General features: G+C 61.8%; 8 protein-coding genes. 2 read left to right on the top strand and 6 right to left on the bottom strand.

All coding sequences use genetic code 11. The annotated features are described in order from the left end of the window. Positions 1-7 precede the first annotated feature (7 nt). The 3 genes from nagA to CHB97_RS03770 form a co-directional block, all read right to left on the bottom strand. Positions 8-1,141: an N-acetylglucosamine-6-phosphate deacetylase gene (nagA, locus tag CHB97_RS03780; protein WP_089286563.1), complete on the bottom strand. Its 1,134-nt coding sequence runs from the start codon at positions 1,139-1,141 to the stop codon at positions 8-10. Beyond that, a complete protein-coding gene (locus CHB97_RS03775) occupies positions 1,138-2,193 on the bottom strand; it encodes an SIS domain-containing protein (RefSeq protein WP_244559370.1) in 1,056 nt (351 codons plus the stop codon). The genes nagA and CHB97_RS03775 overlap by 4 nt, the downstream gene beginning before the upstream one ends. Before the next feature lie 72 nt (positions 2,194-2,265). Continuing rightward, positions 2,266-3,006, bottom strand: coding sequence for a copper homeostasis protein CutC (locus CHB97_RS03770; RefSeq protein WP_089286889.1), 741 nt, complete (start codon positions 3,004-3,006; stop codon positions 2,266-2,268). A 232-nt stretch (positions 3,007-3,238) separates the two neighbouring features. On the opposite strand from CHB97_RS03770, the gene CHB97_RS03765 reads away from it, so the two are divergent. Continuing rightward, the gene (locus CHB97_RS03765; protein ID WP_160105521.1) at positions 3,239-4,906 is read left to right on the top strand and encodes a peptide-N4-asparagine amidase; all 1,668 of its coding nucleotides are present in this window, start codon (positions 3,239-3,241) and stop codon (positions 4,904-4,906) included. Between the two features lie 483 nt (positions 4,907-5,389). Further along, the gene (locus tag CHB97_RS03760) at positions 5,390-8,425 is read left to right on the top strand and encodes a TonB-dependent receptor domain-containing protein (protein WP_200819788.1); all 3,036 of its coding nucleotides are present in this window, start codon (positions 5,390-5,392) and stop codon (positions 8,423-8,425) included. 121 nt (positions 8,426-8,546) lie between these two features. On the opposite strand, the gene CHB97_RS03755 is transcribed toward CHB97_RS03760, so the two are convergent. From CHB97_RS03755 to CHB97_RS03745, 3 genes are all read right to left on the bottom strand, one after another. Then, positions 8,547-10,625 (bottom strand): methyl-accepting chemotaxis protein, encoded by a 2,079-nt coding sequence (locus CHB97_RS03755; protein ID WP_089286561.1) that lies wholly within the window; start codon positions 10,623-10,625, stop codon positions 8,547-8,549. Positions 10,626-10,756: 131 nt separating this feature from the next. Next, positions 10,757-13,162, bottom strand: a complete 2,406-nt coding sequence (locus CHB97_RS03750; protein WP_143270691.1) for a hypothetical protein — start codon at positions 13,160-13,162, stop codon at positions 10,757-10,759. Positions 13,163-13,236: 74 nt separating this feature from the next. Beyond that, complete coding sequence (locus CHB97_RS03745) at positions 13,237-15,159, bottom strand: alpha-L-fucosidase (protein ID WP_089286560.1); 1,923 nt, start codon at positions 15,157-15,159, stop codon at positions 13,237-13,239. Positions 15,160-15,166 lie beyond the last annotated feature (7 nt).

The following is a 15,166-nucleotide window of genomic DNA, read 5'->3' as shown; positions in this document are numbered from 1 at the left end:
GTTGGCGTCAGGCGATGCGGGTGCCGGCGATCCAGGTTCCCGCAGGCTGAAGGTCGTGCGTCAACTGCACCCAGTCGGCCACCAGTCCGGGGGCCAGCGCGCCCCGTTCCGCCGACAGACCCAGGAAACCGGCCGGCCCGGCAGAGGCCATGATGGCAGCATCGGCCGGGGAGCGCTGCAGGCGGTTGACGGTATTGCGGAAGGCGGCAGCCATATCGATGGCCGAACCGGCCAGCGTGCCATCCTCCCCCACGCAACGGCCATCGCGCACCAGAATGCGGCGGCCATGCAGGTCGAATTCCGTCACATCCACGCCGACGCAGGACATGGCATCCGTCACCAGCATGAAATGATCCAGCGCATGGGAGCGGATGGCAACGCGCAGCGCCGCATCATGCACGTGGAACCCGTCAACGATGATCCCGCAATAGATGCTTTGATCATCCAGGGCGGCCCCCACCACGCCGGGGGCGCGATGCTGCAACGGCGACATGGCGTTGAACAGGTGGGTCACAGCGGACATGCCCGCCTGGAAACCCGCCACCGCCGTGTCATAGTCGGCATCGCTATGGCCGATGGCCATGATCACGCCCAGGTCGCGCAGACGGGTGATATCCTCCACCGCCGCCATTTCCGGCGCCAGGGTCAGCATCACCTTGCCACGGCGGGGCTTCTCGAACAGGGCCAGCATCTCCGGGTCCAGCCGGCGGAACTTGGCCGGATCGTGGATACCCTTGCGGGAGACATTGATGATCGGCCCTTCGATATGGACGCCCAGGCAGCCGGGCACCCCGGCCTCAATCGCCGCATCCGCCGCATCCAGCGCGCGGGCGATCACGGACGGCACATCGCTGATCAATGTCGGCAGGAAACCGGTGGTACCGAAACGCGCATGGGCGCGCCCGATGGCGGCAATACCCTCCACCGTCGGTTCATCATTGAACAGCACACCGCCGCCGCCATTGACCTGCGTATCGATGAAGCCGGGAACGATCCAGCCGCCTTGCAGGTCTATGGCACCTTCGGTCGTGGTCAGCGGACGGATGGCGGCGATACGGCCGCCCTCCACCGTGATCTCGGCCCCATCCAACATACCGGCCGGCGTCACCACCCGGCCATTGACGAAGCGAAACCCGGTCATCGTGTTTCAGTCACCTTGCTGAGGAAGAGCGGACGATCCGGATCATGGCCGCGCGCCACGGAAAGCGCGTTGGCCATATGATAGAAGCTCTGGATCATCAAAATCGGTTCGATCACCGGATGGGCCTGCAGCGCCGGCAGGGCGCTGGCCCCTTCGGCCTTGGCATCGGCCAGGCAGACGCGCGCACCACGGTCGGCAAACACCGCCGCCGTCTCCCGCACGCCGTTACCGGCCGTATCGGAACCGGCAAAGGCCAGCACGGGGAAACCATCGCGCACGATCGCCATCGGGCCGTGCTTCACCTCGGCGGCGCTGAAGGCCTCCGCGTGCAGACCGCAGGTTTCCTTGAACTTCAGCGCCGCCTCCTGCGCGATCCCGAACGTATAGCCGCGACCGATGGTGAACAGGTTGCGGGCATCGCGCAATGCCTCAACCGCAGCAGACCAATCCAGACCATTGGCCTTGGCCAGCAGATCGGGCAGGCCCTGCACGGCGGCACGCAGCGCGTCATCATCGGCCCATTCGGCCACCAGCGCGGCAAGGCCGGCCAGGGAGACGATATAGGACTTGGTAGCAGCAACCGACTTTTCCGGGCCGGCCTTCAAGGCGATATAAGTATCAGCCATGGCCGCCAGCGGCGAGGTCTCGTCATTGACGAAGGCCACCAGGCGGGCACCCGACTTCTTATAGGCCTCTGCCGTGGCCAGCAGATCGGGGCTGCGGCCGCTCTGCGAAATGGCAATGCAGAGCGCGCCACCGGCAACAACCGGGGCCGAGAAGACCGACACCACCGAGGGGGCGGCAGAGGCCACCGGCACACCCAGCAGGGTTTCAATCAGATATTTGCCATAGGTCGCGGCATGGTCGGACGAACCACGCGCACAGGTCGCCACCAGCGACGGCGGCGTCGCCCGCAGCGCCGCACCCAATGCACGCAGCGTGTCGATGTTGGCATCCAGCAGACGGCGCACAGCGGCCGCCCCTTCGGCCGCCTCGCTCCCCATCAGGGTCGCCGCAGCATCCGTGGCCTTATGATTTTCGTCAGCGATCACTTTCGCCCCCACCTGTTCTGTAAACCAATCCGCCAAGGATAAGTCACATATTGGTATTGTACAAGGTACTATTCAGGACCTATCAGCCATCACCAGCGCGCGCAGGGCGGCCACCTTGTCGGCCTGGGTGCGCAGACGCGGGCCCGCCTGGAAACCGAAACGCTTTTCCTGCTCCCCTGGTGCCCCCAGCGGGGCGCGGCAGGAGGCATGAACCTCCCTGACACCGGTGGCCAGGATGGTGGAGACATTGCCGGCATCAATGCCGCCGCCAGGCAGAATGATAATGCGGCCGGCCGCTTGACGAACCAGGGCAGCCAAGGTGGCCGCCCCATCCACGGCGCGCGGCTGACCGCCCGACGTCAGGATACGGTCGAAGCCCAGCGCAATCGCCGCCTCCAGCGCTGCCCCGTGATCGGGGCAGAGATCGAAGGCGCGGTGCAGGGTCAACAGCAGCGGACGCCCCCGCTTCTCCCCCTCTGCCCGGGCATGGGCCACCCATTGCGTCAGCAAATTGGTATCAAGGTGGTTATGCTGATCATTGGCCCCGATCACCACACCAGCCAAGCCGGCCTGGGCGGCATCGCTGATATCCTCCGCCACCAGGGCCGCCTCACGCGCATCATAACGGAAATCGCCTTCGCGCGGGCGGGCCAGCAGCAGCGCCGGCACCGGACAGGCCGCGGCCGCGCGGATCAGGGCTGGCGACGGGGTCAGCCCGCCCAACGACAGGCCGGCGCATAATTCCATGCGATCGGCACCACCGGCTACGGCGGCATCAATGCCGGCCGCTTCCTCTACGCATACTTCAAGCATGAGGCCCCTGTCTGATCTGATTTTCCCCGGCGCAGCACCCTGCGATTCAGCGGCGTGCGCAATCCCGTTACATAAAACAACACAAAACCAAAACAATTCCAATACAGGCCTTATAGGCTTCCTTCTTGACGGGGGACCTGCGTGGGCTATCGTGATGTTAGCGCAACCGGGCACCCTGCCCGCCTCCCTCCTTGCGCGGCCATTTCCAGACACCTGTCAGGGATATTTCCCCATGAGAAGCCTATTCTGGTCCGCCGTCCTGCTGGGCGCCGGTCTGGCCGTGCCCGCCTATGCGGCGGATTATGCGGCGCCACCCGTTCCGCCCGTGGGAACCAACACGGTCGCCGAGGTGGAGTTGCGCGTTCCGCGCCCCGCCAGCCAGCCCTGCATCGTCACCCTGTTCGACACCCGCGAATTTGTCGGCGAAGATCCGGCCCGATTCGATTATGCGCCACCGCAGAATTGCAAAGGCCCCTGGGCCAAGGTGGTGATCGAGGCAGATTACGCGGTTTCCGCCGGCCGCCAATATGATCGCACCGCCATCATCAATGTCGGCGGCGTCAATCTGTATTTCGGCACCACGATGGAGCCGCGCAAGGACATTGCCCCCGAATGGCATGTTGAGCGTGACGTGACCGATTATCAGGCGTACCTGCGTGACAAACGCAAAGGGGCCGCCTGGCTGGTCAATTATGTGGATGACACCTATACCGGCCATATCACGGGCCGGGCACGGATGTTGTTCTATCCCGCCACCAAGGATGTGCCGGCCGCCGAAACGGCCCCCTTCGTCACCCCCATTTCCGATGCACCGGTACGGTTGGACAGTGACACACCGCGCCTGACCACGCAGGTGCGCTTCCCCGCCAACCTGGAACGGCTCTATCTGGATTTGCTGGCCGAACCGCAGGGGGCGGATGAATTCTGGTACGCCTGTGTGGATGACCGGCTGGCCGGCGACGGCAAGGAAAATTGCGGCGGCGGCGCCTGGCGGGAAGCGGAACTGTGGATTGACGGCCAACGCGCCGGCACCGCACCGCTTTATCCCTGGATTTATACCGGTGGTATCAACCCCTATATGTGGTTCCCGGCCCCCGGCATCCAGACCCTGAATTTCGTGCCGACGCGGCTGGATCTGACGCCGTTTGTCGGCTTGCTGACCGATGACAAGCCGCATGAAATCGCGGTGACCATCCAGGGTCTGCGCCGTTACTTCCTGGTCACCGGCACGCTGATGGGCTGGCAGGATAAAGCGGCAAAGCGTGTTACCGGTGCCGTGATCAGCAACAGCCTGACCGACCCGGAGATAACCGCCGATTTCAGCCGGGCCAAGCCAACAGAACAGGGCGAGTTGAACGGCAACAGCCTCACCACCCAGGCCCGCGCCTATGAAATTGCCGGATTTGTGGAAACATCCAGGGGCCGCATCGAAACCAGGGTCCGCAGCAGCACCCGTTTCTTTAACCGGCAGGATTATGTTTCTGCGGAGAAGGCCAATATCTGGCGGGTCGATCAATCCACCCTGATCGACAATCTGGTCCAGACCATCGACAAGGATGGCTTGCGGATGGAACGCTTCCAGGCCCGCTACCCTTTGACCATCGACATGCAGGTCTCCGGTGACGATAATAATCGAACCCAACAGCTGAAACTGGAACAGGGCCTTTGGTCGGAGCGGGTGATCACCGATACGTCCGGCTCGCGCTGGTGGCAGACAATGGATTATCAGGTGACGCCGAACCTGACAGCCCAAACCGATCCACAAACGCGCCGTTCCCGTCAGGTGACCGGAACGAATCGTGTGCGACTGGATGTGAAAGACAGTGACGGCGGATGCTATCACCGCACGATCCATGTGACGAACAATGCTGTCGCCGGGGTGACGGACGGTTGCCGCTGAGCGGCGGCAACAACCCTGTGACACTGCCCGCCGCCGCCCCCCTTCGGGGGTAGCGGCGGGCTGCAAGCGCTTGATCGCGCAAGATTCGAGTCACTCCAACAGCCATACGTGTTCACGGTAACATAAATCCTATTTTGGTATTGAATTGATATTGCCTGCATGGCAACCTCCCTGCAGCACATTGCAGTTTGGTTACTTTGCTCTTGGGGGAAACAAGAGGCAGATCGACAGTGGACGCTGAAACGGAAACCGTGGAGGGACGGGTTCCGTGAATTTGTCTTTTGTCCTTCCGCCATAGAAAAGTGACCGGGCGGCAAGTGCTCAAAACGGGGACAATCACTAAGGAAACATACGAATGCGGCCATGCTGCCGCATCTGAACAGCAATCAACAATATCGGGCAGCCTCGCGTCCGGGTAGCGAAGTGGGAAGCTAGACGCAGGCTTTCAGTCGTTGAAAAACGACTTACAAATGGGGGATTTAAATGATGAAGGGACGTAACCGTCTTCTTTTGCTGTCGACCTGCGCCTTGAGCCTGTTAGCGGTAACCGCTTCGGCACAGCAGGCGGCGGACAAAAAGGGTTCCGACACGGAACTCTCACTGACAGAAATTGTCGTCACCGGCACGCGCATCGCGCGGCCGAATGCGACGGCCGCCGCACCGATCCAGTCGGTGACAGCAGCGGAGATTCAGGCGCAGGCCGCCGTCAATATCGAAGAAGTGCTGAACCGGCTGCCGCAGATCTCGCCTGACAACCAGGCCAGCTATCAGGATTCCGATGGTCGCCAGCGCATCAAGCTGCGCAATCTCGGTTTTGAACGCACCCTGGTTCTGGTGGATGGCAAGCGCCTGGGCACCATGAATGGCCAGGATGCCGGCATGATCCCCACCGCCCTGCTGGAGCGGGTGGATGTGCTGACCGGTGGCGCGTCGTCGGTCTATGGTTCCGACGCCGTTGCCGGCGTCGTCAATTTCGTGATGAAGAAGAAGTTTGAGGGCGTTCAGGTCAACGCCAACCATAACTTCTACTATCACAAAAACAAGCCGACCCTGGTGTCGGACGTTGCCAATCAATATGGCTTCACGCCGGCCACCGGCACCAACAAGGATGGCGGCCGCGCCGACATCTCCGTCGCCGCCGGCACGGGGCTGTTTGAAGACCGGCTGCATATTGCAGGCTTCGTCGATTACCGCGAAGCCAGCCTGGTGAAGTACAGCAGCCGCGAAACCTCCGCCTGCCAGATCACGGAATCGACCAAGGACGGCCCGCTGGGCTGCACCACCTCCACCTATTCGCCGGCAGGTTATATTTCGCCGCGCGGTGGCAGCAATAATGGGTCCGTTTTCCTGAACAACCCGAATGGCAGCCGCACCTTCGTGCCCAGCAGCACAGCGCCCGGCTTTGCCACCAACCCCTATGATGGTTATCCGTTCCAGCGCGAGAATAAGCGGTGGAATGCCGGCGGCTTCGCCACGTTTGATCTGACCGACAGCGCCGAGATTTATGTCGACGCAATGATGTTCCATGATCGCACGTCGAACCCCTATCCGGCGCGCGTCTACAGCTACACGGTTTATGGCAGCACGCCTTATCAGGTGAACTGCAACAACCCGTTCATGTCGGCCACGCAGGCACAGTCGGTGTGCGGTTCCTCTGCCGGGACCGCCAGCTTCATGCCGCTGGAAGTGCGCTACCGTTTCAACGACCTGCCCCATGTTGAAGATGTCTATGTCAACAAGGGTCATCGCATCACCGGCGGCGTGCGCGGCAAGTTCGCCGACGTCTGGAGCTATGATGTCGGCGGCGTTTATGCCCGCAACCGGCAGGATTCCACCGGCGGCAATCTGCCCGACTTCGACAAGATCAATCGCTCGCTGAATGTGGTCAATGTCAATGGCACGCCCACCTGCGTGTCCAAGATCAATGGCAGCGATCCTGACTGCGTGCCGTTCGATGCGTTCCGCGCCAACAATAACGACGCGGCCCTGTTCGATTACCTGCTGACCCGCCCCAGTGGCACCAGCAGCAATATCGGTACCCTGGGCAATGTCCTGGCCAACGTGCAGGGCGACCTGGGTGCCTATGGCGTTACCTCGCCCTGGGCAAACGAAGGTCTTGCCGTTGCCTTTGGCGCCGAGTTTCGCCACGATCAGTTGAAGACCTTTGCTGACTCAATCTACCGCACGGAAAATGGCGGCACGGACCGGACGTTGAACCAGCATGTCTGGGAAGGCAATCTGGAAGTGCAGGCCCCGCTGGTGCAGGAAAAGCCGGGTGTTGAGCTGTTGCAGCTGAACGGCGGTTATCGCCTGTCCAAGTATAACAGCAACCCGGATAGCTTCTCCACCTGGAAGGGTGAGAGCCTTTACGCCCCGGTGGAGGACATCACCTTCCGCGCCTCCATCAACAAGGCGCAGCGCGCGCCGACCGTGGTGGAAATCGCCCAGGCCGAGAATTTCGAGTACCGGACGCAGGGCGGGCTGGAGAACGATTTCTGCGCCAGCACGCCGCGTCAGGTGCAGGATCCCAACGATCCGACCAAGATGATCACGGTCTATGACAGCCCCAAGGCATCGCAGGCCGTCTGCGCCGCCACCGGGCTGGCTCCCAGCCTCTATGGCAGCCGTGACCTTTCCTGCCCGGACAATGCCTGTACCGTTCGCCTGGGCGGCTTCACGGTCGACCCGGAAACCGCCTATACCAAGACCATCGGTGTGGTGCTGAAGCCGCGCTTCGCCAAGGGTCTGGTGGTGTCGGTTGATCGGTTCATGATCGACCTGAATGACAGCATCGGCTTTAACTACGACGATTATTTCTGGAAGGGCTGCCTGCAAACCGGTCAGGAATTCTTCTGCTCCAAGTTCGTGCGCAATGCCAACGGCACGCTCTACAGCGCTGCCAGCACCAACCCCACCACCGGCTTCATCCGTGGTGGCACCACCAACTATTACAAGAGCAAGTCGCACGGCTGGGACATCCAGGCCCAGTATCGTCTGGACCTGGAAGACCTGAACCTGCAGGAAGCCGGCTTCATCGACTGGAGCTTCGCCGGTTCGTTGACCACCCTGGCTGGTGGCCAGGATTCGCCGATCCTGCCGAAGTATAATTGCGCCGGTTATTATGGTGGTCCGTGCGGCCAGCTGATCCCGAAATGGACGCATGGTCTGCGCGGTACCTATAATTCGGAAGATGGCAACTTCACCGCTTCGCTGAACTGGCGCTATGTTGGCGTCATGAACAATGTCAGCAATTCCGGCAAGCCGGAACTGGGCTGGACGCAGGCGGGTGAACGTTCCACCTTCTACCGCATTCCGGCCTATAATTACTTCGATCTGGCCTTCTCCTATCGCGTGCAGGAGAATTACACGTTCCGGCTGGCGGCGAACAACCTGTTCGACAAGCGCCCGCCGATCCTGCCGAACTCCTACAGCTATGGCCTGTCCCGCAACAACACCCTGTCGGGTCGCTATGACTCGCTGGGCCGTCAGATTGCCATGGGCCTGACCATCAACTTCTGATCCCTGCCCTTCCCGGCTTCCACCCCCTGTGGGGCCGGGATATTCCACACGAAATTAAACCCCTTCAGCCCAGCCGGGCTGAAGGGGTCTTTTTTGGGCGGAGAGGAAATGCGTTGGCTGGTCAGGTCCGGATGCTGGCCACGAAACGCTGCACTTCCTGACGCAGTTGGGTTGCCTGCTGGGACAGGTTATCGGATGCCGTCCTGGCATGGGCCGCCATGGCACCGGTTTCACCGGCAGCCCGCGTCACCTCCTGAATCGTCGCCGTGACTTCCTGGGTGCCGGCTGCGGCTTCCTGCACATTGCGGCTGATTTCCTGGGTTGCCGCCCCCTGTTCCTCCGCCGCCGCAGCGATGGTGGTCACTGTTTCGCTGATCGAGACGATGGTGTGACCGATGGACTGGATGGCAGTGACGGCATTACCGCTCACCGCCTGCATCCGGCTGATCTGTCCGGCAATTTCCTCCGTGGCGCGCGCCGTCTGGGCGGCAAGGTTCTTCACCTCCGACGCCACCACGGCAAAGCCCTTGCCGGCTTCCCCTGCCCGCGCCGCCTCAATCGTGGCGTTCAGGGCCAGCAGATTGGTCTGGGCGGCAATTTCCTGGATCAGGTTCACCACATCGCCAATCCGCTGTGCCGCATCAACCAGCCCGGCGACCGTGTCATTGGTCTTCTCCACCTCTGTCACGGCGTCCCCGGCCTTGCGGCTGGATTCCGCCAAGCGCTGGTTGATTTCGGTAATGGAGCGGGCCAGTTCCTCCGCCGCCGCTGCGACCGTCTGCACATTGGCGCTGGCAATGTCAGCGGCATTGGACACGGCGTTCGCCTGGGCCGTGGTTTGGCTGGCGATGGCGGACAAAGCTTCGGAATCATGGCGGATACGGTCTGACTGCTCGGCCACCGCACCAACCACGCCGCCGACACTGCTTTCAAAATCATCCGCCAACCGGTTCAGCTCCTGCTTCTGGCGCCGGGCGGCCTGTTCCTCATCCTGGCGGCGCTGTTCTTCCATCTGCGCCACACGGCCAGCATTATCCTTGAACAATTGCAGTGCCTTGTTGATCGCACCGATTTCGTCAGCGCGATCCTGGTCACCGACATGGACAGAATGATTGCCGCTGGTCAGCGCCTGCACGGTGACAATGATCCGCTGCAGCGGCGCGCCGATAATCTGGCGGGTGGAAACCCAAAGCGCCAGCAGCAACAGCACTGTCAAAAGGCCGGCGCCCATCAGGATGATATTGCGCAACTCCACCTTCGGCTTTTCAACCTGATTCAAGGGCAGATTGACCAGAACCGACCAGGGGGTGACGCTGCTGCCAATATTTACCGGGATAAAAAGCTGCTGCACCTCGGTATTCAAGCTTTTCGAGGTAGAAAACTGCTTGTAATCCTTCCCTTCACGAATGGGGGCGAGGGCATTTTTCAGTCGCTCGTTGGTGTCCCCAATGGGCTTGCCCAAATGATCCTTGTTGGCATAACCAACCCACAGCCCGGTGTTTGAAATCAGATAGACCGACCCGGTGGTGAAGGGTTTCACCCCCTTCAAGCCTTCCCAAATACTGTCGGTCGCCACATCAACGCCGGCATTGCCGATGAATTTTCCATTTTCGATAATCGGCACAACCAGCGACATCATCAGAACGGATTTGCCGGCAACCGTATAAAGATAGGGTTCGACCACCACTTCCTTCAGGCTGCGCTTGGCCATCTGGTAATAAACCCCGTCCGGTCCCGGATCGTCATAGCCGACCAGGGTTTCCAGTACCGGCTTGCCCGTGCCCCGGTTCCAATAGGGGACATAGCGGCCCGCTGCATCGCTGCCGGGCGTGTTGGCGGCATCGGCATCCTTGCCGCCAAAGGCGTTGGGCTCCATCCCTACCCAGACGGCCAGTACATTCGGGTTGGTTTCCAGCAAATCCTTCAGCCAGGCGTTGATCTCTTTACGGCCCATGCCGTTATTCTTCAGGCTGACCATGGAGCTGGCCACGAAGCGGCTGATATCCATAGCGTCGTTCAGCTGTCGCTCCACCTGCGCAGCATTATAACGGCCAACTTTCTCGCCAACCTCCAATGCCAGCCTGTCGGTATGTTCGCCGCTGCTCTCCGTAATGGCAAAAATGGCAACGCCCAGCCCCAGAACCAGGACGGCGGATATGGCCAACAGCAGCTTGGTCACCAACGGAAATCGCTTGAACACCTGATCCCCCTCAACGAACGTTTCCTGAGAGGATAAACGCAGAGGAGAATTCATAAAGTTAGAAGCACTATCCCGAAGGCTATAACAGCCACCAACAGCCCCGTCTGGCGCAGATGAGAACGGTAAATTGATTAATTTTTCTCCACGGTCACCATTGGCAGCAACCATACTTCAGCAACCTGCTTTCCCCGCCCGCTTCCCCCCATGCCGGCGGGTCGGAACCATTGTAAGGTGAGCTGTCCTGTATGAATAGCTTCCGGGGGAATAGTGCCTTCCCAGACGCTTGGATTCTTTGGGCGTGAAAAATCCCGCTGTATTTCTATTTCATTATTGGCGACCAGGCGGATAGGAAGATGGTAATCCTCCCCGGCATAGGTCACCCGCAGCCGATAACTTTTCCCAGGATCAAGATCACGATAGTGCAGGGTCAGCGGGCTGTCATACAGCGTCTCCCCATAGGTCACCCAGGACAGGCGCCAATCAGGCCCCGGCGTGACATCGGCGATGGAGTGGATAGCCGTCTGGAAGAATTGTGGATCAAGCGCCTGCCCAGGCCCGCGCACCAGATGGGGGGAGCGGGCTGGATCGCCCAGATCATCATAGAGCGCGCCGGGGACCGGCTGTTCCCAATCGATGATGGTGGCGAGTTGCTGCAACCTTGCTCCCTCATCCGGCAGGGCAGCAATCATCCCGAACTGCTTTTCCAGCCAGGATCGGTTATTGAGTGCCGTATCGATACGATCCAGGTTGGCCCCACGTTCCCAGTTGGACGCCCCATAGAGCCGAACGCTGAGCTGCAGGCCAACATGCCGGTAAAGCCGTCCGGCCAGTTCCATCAACTGGTTGCGAAGACGGCCGGTCTCCGCATCATCCGCCGCGGCCAGGGCGGTGCGGGCATCTGCCATGGCGGTGGCAGCACCCAGGCGGGCGGCTCGGCGCAGGGCATCCATGGCCAGCACCTCCCGCTCCGTTTCAGCCACAGACCGCCGCCTTGCATAGGCATCATAATGGGCGCGGTAGAGCAGGCTTTCCCAGCGCCAGTTACCCGGTGCCACCCCATGGTCCAGGGCCTGAAAACCCTGAAGCGTGGCACCGATACCGGCATTCTGTCGGATCGGCCCGCGCCAGTTGCGCTCCAGATCCTGGATCAGGGCGGCGGCACGGTCCGCCTGTTGCTGACCGATGGCGGGGCCAAGGAAATAGCGGGCGTAATCCCGCAGAATCTCCACCGGATCACGGGTGGCTGACCAGCCCCATTGCGACCACAGCATCTTGTTCACATCATCCGTCACCCCTTCGGAATAGGTGACGAAGCCGGTGAACAGCGGCTGAAAATGGCGATAGATCACACCCATATCCGCCGGCCTTGGGCTGATCGGCTCCCGCCCTTCCAACAGGGCGAAGGCCGGATCCCAATTCGCCACAGGGAACTGCGCGTGCAATGTATGTCCGATATCGGGATAGGCCTGGATCGGATAGCGTGCGGGGATACGCGCCCGCTGCACCGCCATCGGGTCACGTGATTGCGGGCCGATGAAGATGCCCGTCAGCCAGGGCGGCTGGCGGTCCAACTGACGGTAAAACGCCTCATAGCCGGCCTGATCGAACCCCTGGGTTGATACCCACAGTTCGGCGTTCGGATGATGGCGGTGCAGGCGCGCCGCCAGCTTTTCCAGCAGCGGGAACAGGTGGTCCGGCGGGGTATGGCCCGGATCGCCACCGGGCACATAGAGCGCATGGATGGCGGGGAAGCGCTGGATCAGCGCCTCGAAATCCGCCAACTCCGCCGCCACCTGCGCCGGATCGCCATAATCAGCGCGGATGACCGGGTAATAAAGATCGAAATCCAGCCCATATTTCGCCAGGATGCCGGCAATACCGATGATGGTTTCATCCGCCGGAGCGGGGAAAAGCGGGCTTGCCTTCTCATCATCGGAAATCGGGGCAATCACCTGGATGGCGTTGCTGCCAAAGACCGCCAGATCGCGGATTTCCTGTTCGAACTGCGCCAGGGTCCAGGCATCATAGGTGTTGTTCTTGAAGCGATAGCCAATCTGGTGGCTGCGCAGCGTCTTTTCCGGTGTTGCCGTGACATTCAAGGGGGCCGCCAGAACCGCCCGCCCCTTCTCCATCGCCAGCGACCGCAGCAGATGGCCGATACCATAGAGCACGCCGCGCGCATCATGCCCGGCGATGGCGATCAAGGGGCGGCCCTGATAGGTGAAGGTGCGCAGCGCATAGCCCTCACGGCCCCACCCCGCCGGGGCCTTCCAGGCACGACGCAGATCGGTGGGCAGCAACGTGGCCATCTGCGCCGCCTGCCCCACCACCACCAGCGGCCCCGCCCCTGCGGCCGTCTGTTCCCAGATAATGCCCGTGCGTTTGGCCACCTCTTCCACCAGCAAGGTCACCGCCGCCTGTTCCGGACCGCTGGCGGGAGCCGCAATCAAGGTGGCGTGGGTCAGGTCCAGGCTTTGGGCCTGCGCCGGCAGCAGCGGGGAAAGACAGAGCAGGGCGATCAGGAGCAGAAGACGCATGGGAAGCAACGTCCGGAAAAAGCATAAGAAAAAGGCGCGGAAGTCTCCCCCCGCGCCTTCACGATCAAGCCGCCTTAGGAGCGCGGCGTAAACCCACCGATGCCGGCGATGGCCATGCGCGGCATCGCCACCGCCGTTTCCGCGAAGCTGAGCCGCAGGAAGCGGGCCTTGCGCGGTGCATCGAACGGAATGCGCTGGGTGGCCAGGGCATAGGCGATGTTGGAGAACTCACCCTTGCCGCCGGCTTGCCAGGACTTGCCGTCCAGGCTGGTTTCGGCGACATAGCCCTTGGGCGGGGCGGCACCGGTCATCACCTGACGCGAGGGTGTCAGGCTGAAGCCGGCCAGATTGGTCTCCGCCCCCAGATCAACGGTGACGCTGGCGGGCTTGCCCGGCTGCGGTGCATCCATGATCCAGATGGTCTGGGCATCATTATCCAGCAGCTTTTCCGCCTTCGGGGCCGTTGCCTCCACCACCTTCCACGTGGTCACGTCCAGTACGGTCGGATCGGTGGAAACGATGGGCGGCACCGACACCGGGGCGACGGCACGGAACAGGGCGAATTCGGTAATGGCCGGGCACACCGGTGCCTCGACAATGCGCAGCCGCACCTTGGTCGGCGTGATCGGTGCGGGCAGGCGAACAACACGCTGTTGGGAGATGCATTCATGCTCCGCCAGCACCTGCCACTTGCCATCAATCTCCGCATCCAGCGCAAAGCGGGTGACGCGCACGCCCAGCGGCAGATATTCGGCAATGCGGATCAGGTCGAACGTGGTGCCGGGCTTCAGTTCCAGCGTCAAAGCCGGCTTGGTCACGTCGTCAGGCGTGGACCAATAGGTTTCCCGGTCGCCATCCAACACCAGCGAGGGCTCAAACCCCGGTCCCCGACTGTGGCTGGCATAGGCCACCGCCCCCTGCGCCAGATCCTGGGCAAAGGTGGCGCGCATGGCATCGCCGAAGGATTTCAGGATCTTCACATCCTGATCGGGGATGCGGCCGCGCCGATCCGGCGGCAGGTTCAGGTTCAGGTTGGTGCCGCGGGCGATGCTTTCGTCAAACAGCTTCACCAGCCGTTCCGGGCTCTTGACCTTGGAATCCTCATCCGCATGGTAGAACCAGCCGGGCCGGATGGAAACATTGGTTTCCGTCGGCCACCAGAGTTCACCACCGCGCACGCCGGAATTGCCCTCCACCTGATCATAGGGCTTGTTGGGCATGGTCGGCCAGCACGGGTCGCCGGCTACGCCGTCTTCGTTCCCAACCCAGCGGATATCGGCGCCCAGCGGGTCGAAGGTGCAGGCGTTGGGCTGCAGCTTGTGCACCAGGGCCACAATGTCAGGCCAATTGTAATATTTCGGCGCGTCGATCTTGCGGGCTTCCCGCGCGCCGCCGTAATAGCCGTCGCCGCCATTGGCCCCGTCGAACCAGACCTCGAACAGGTCGCCATACTGGGTGCAAAGCTCGGTCAGTGTGGCGCGGAAATATTCCACATAGGCCGGGCGGCCATAGTCGGCATGGTTACGATCCCAGGGGGACAGGTAGATGCCGAAGAACATCCCTGCCCGCTTACAGGCATCGGCAAATTCGCGGACGATATCGCCCTGGCCGTTCTTGTAGGGGCTGTTGCGGATGCAATGTTCGGTCAGCTTGGTCGGCCAGAGGCAGAAACCATCATGATGCTTGGCGGTCAGCAGAATACCGCGCAACCCGCCCGCCTTGGCCGCACCGACGATCTGGTCAGCATCAAAATCGGTGGGGTTGAACAGCTTCACATCCTCATCCCCATACCCCCATTCCTTATCGGTGAAGGTATTGATGGAGAAATGGATGAAGGCATAGCTGCCGATGCCGTGCCAGCGCCATTGCCGGGCGCTGGGCGTGGCCCCATAGGGCTTGGGCGCATTGGCGCGCGTGGCGGCCAGCGCCGACATGGCCGGAAGCGTGCTGGCGGCCAGGCTGGTGGCAAGCAAAGTACGCCGGGAAAAGGCGGTCATCTTGGGG

The organism is Azospirillum sp. RU38E (assembly GCF_900188385.1).
Lineage (GTDB): Bacteria > Pseudomonadota > Alphaproteobacteria > Azospirillales > Azospirillaceae > Niveispirillum.
Note: the sequence above shows the minus strand (reverse complement) of the source record. Positions and strands in the feature narration are given on the sequence as shown.

What these genes read in the sequence shown, in the direction of transcription:
- nagA (WP_089286563.1), bottom strand. Translation starts at nt 1,141, where the DNA reads ATGACCGGGTTTCGCTTCGTCAATGGCCGGGTGGTGACGCCGGCCGGT.
- CHB97_RS03770 (WP_089286889.1), bottom strand. Translation starts at nt 3,006, where the DNA reads ATGCTTGAAGTATGCGTAGAGGAAGCGGCCGGCATTGATGCCGCCGTA.
- CHB97_RS03765 (WP_160105521.1), top strand. Translation starts at nt 3,239, where the DNA reads ATGAGAAGCCTATTCTGGTCCGCCGTCCTGCTGGGCGCCGGTCTGGCC.
- CHB97_RS03760 (WP_200819788.1), top strand. Translation starts at nt 5,390, where the DNA reads ATGATGAAGGGACGTAACCGTCTTCTTTTGCTGTCGACCTGCGCCTTG.
- CHB97_RS03750 (WP_143270691.1), bottom strand. Translation starts at nt 13,162, where the DNA reads ATGCGTCTTCTGCTCCTGATCGCCCTGCTCTGTCTTTCCCCGCTGCTG.
- CHB97_RS03745 (WP_089286560.1), bottom strand. Translation starts at nt 15,159, where the DNA reads ATGACCGCCTTTTCCCGGCGTACTTTGCTTGCCACCAGCCTGGCCGCC.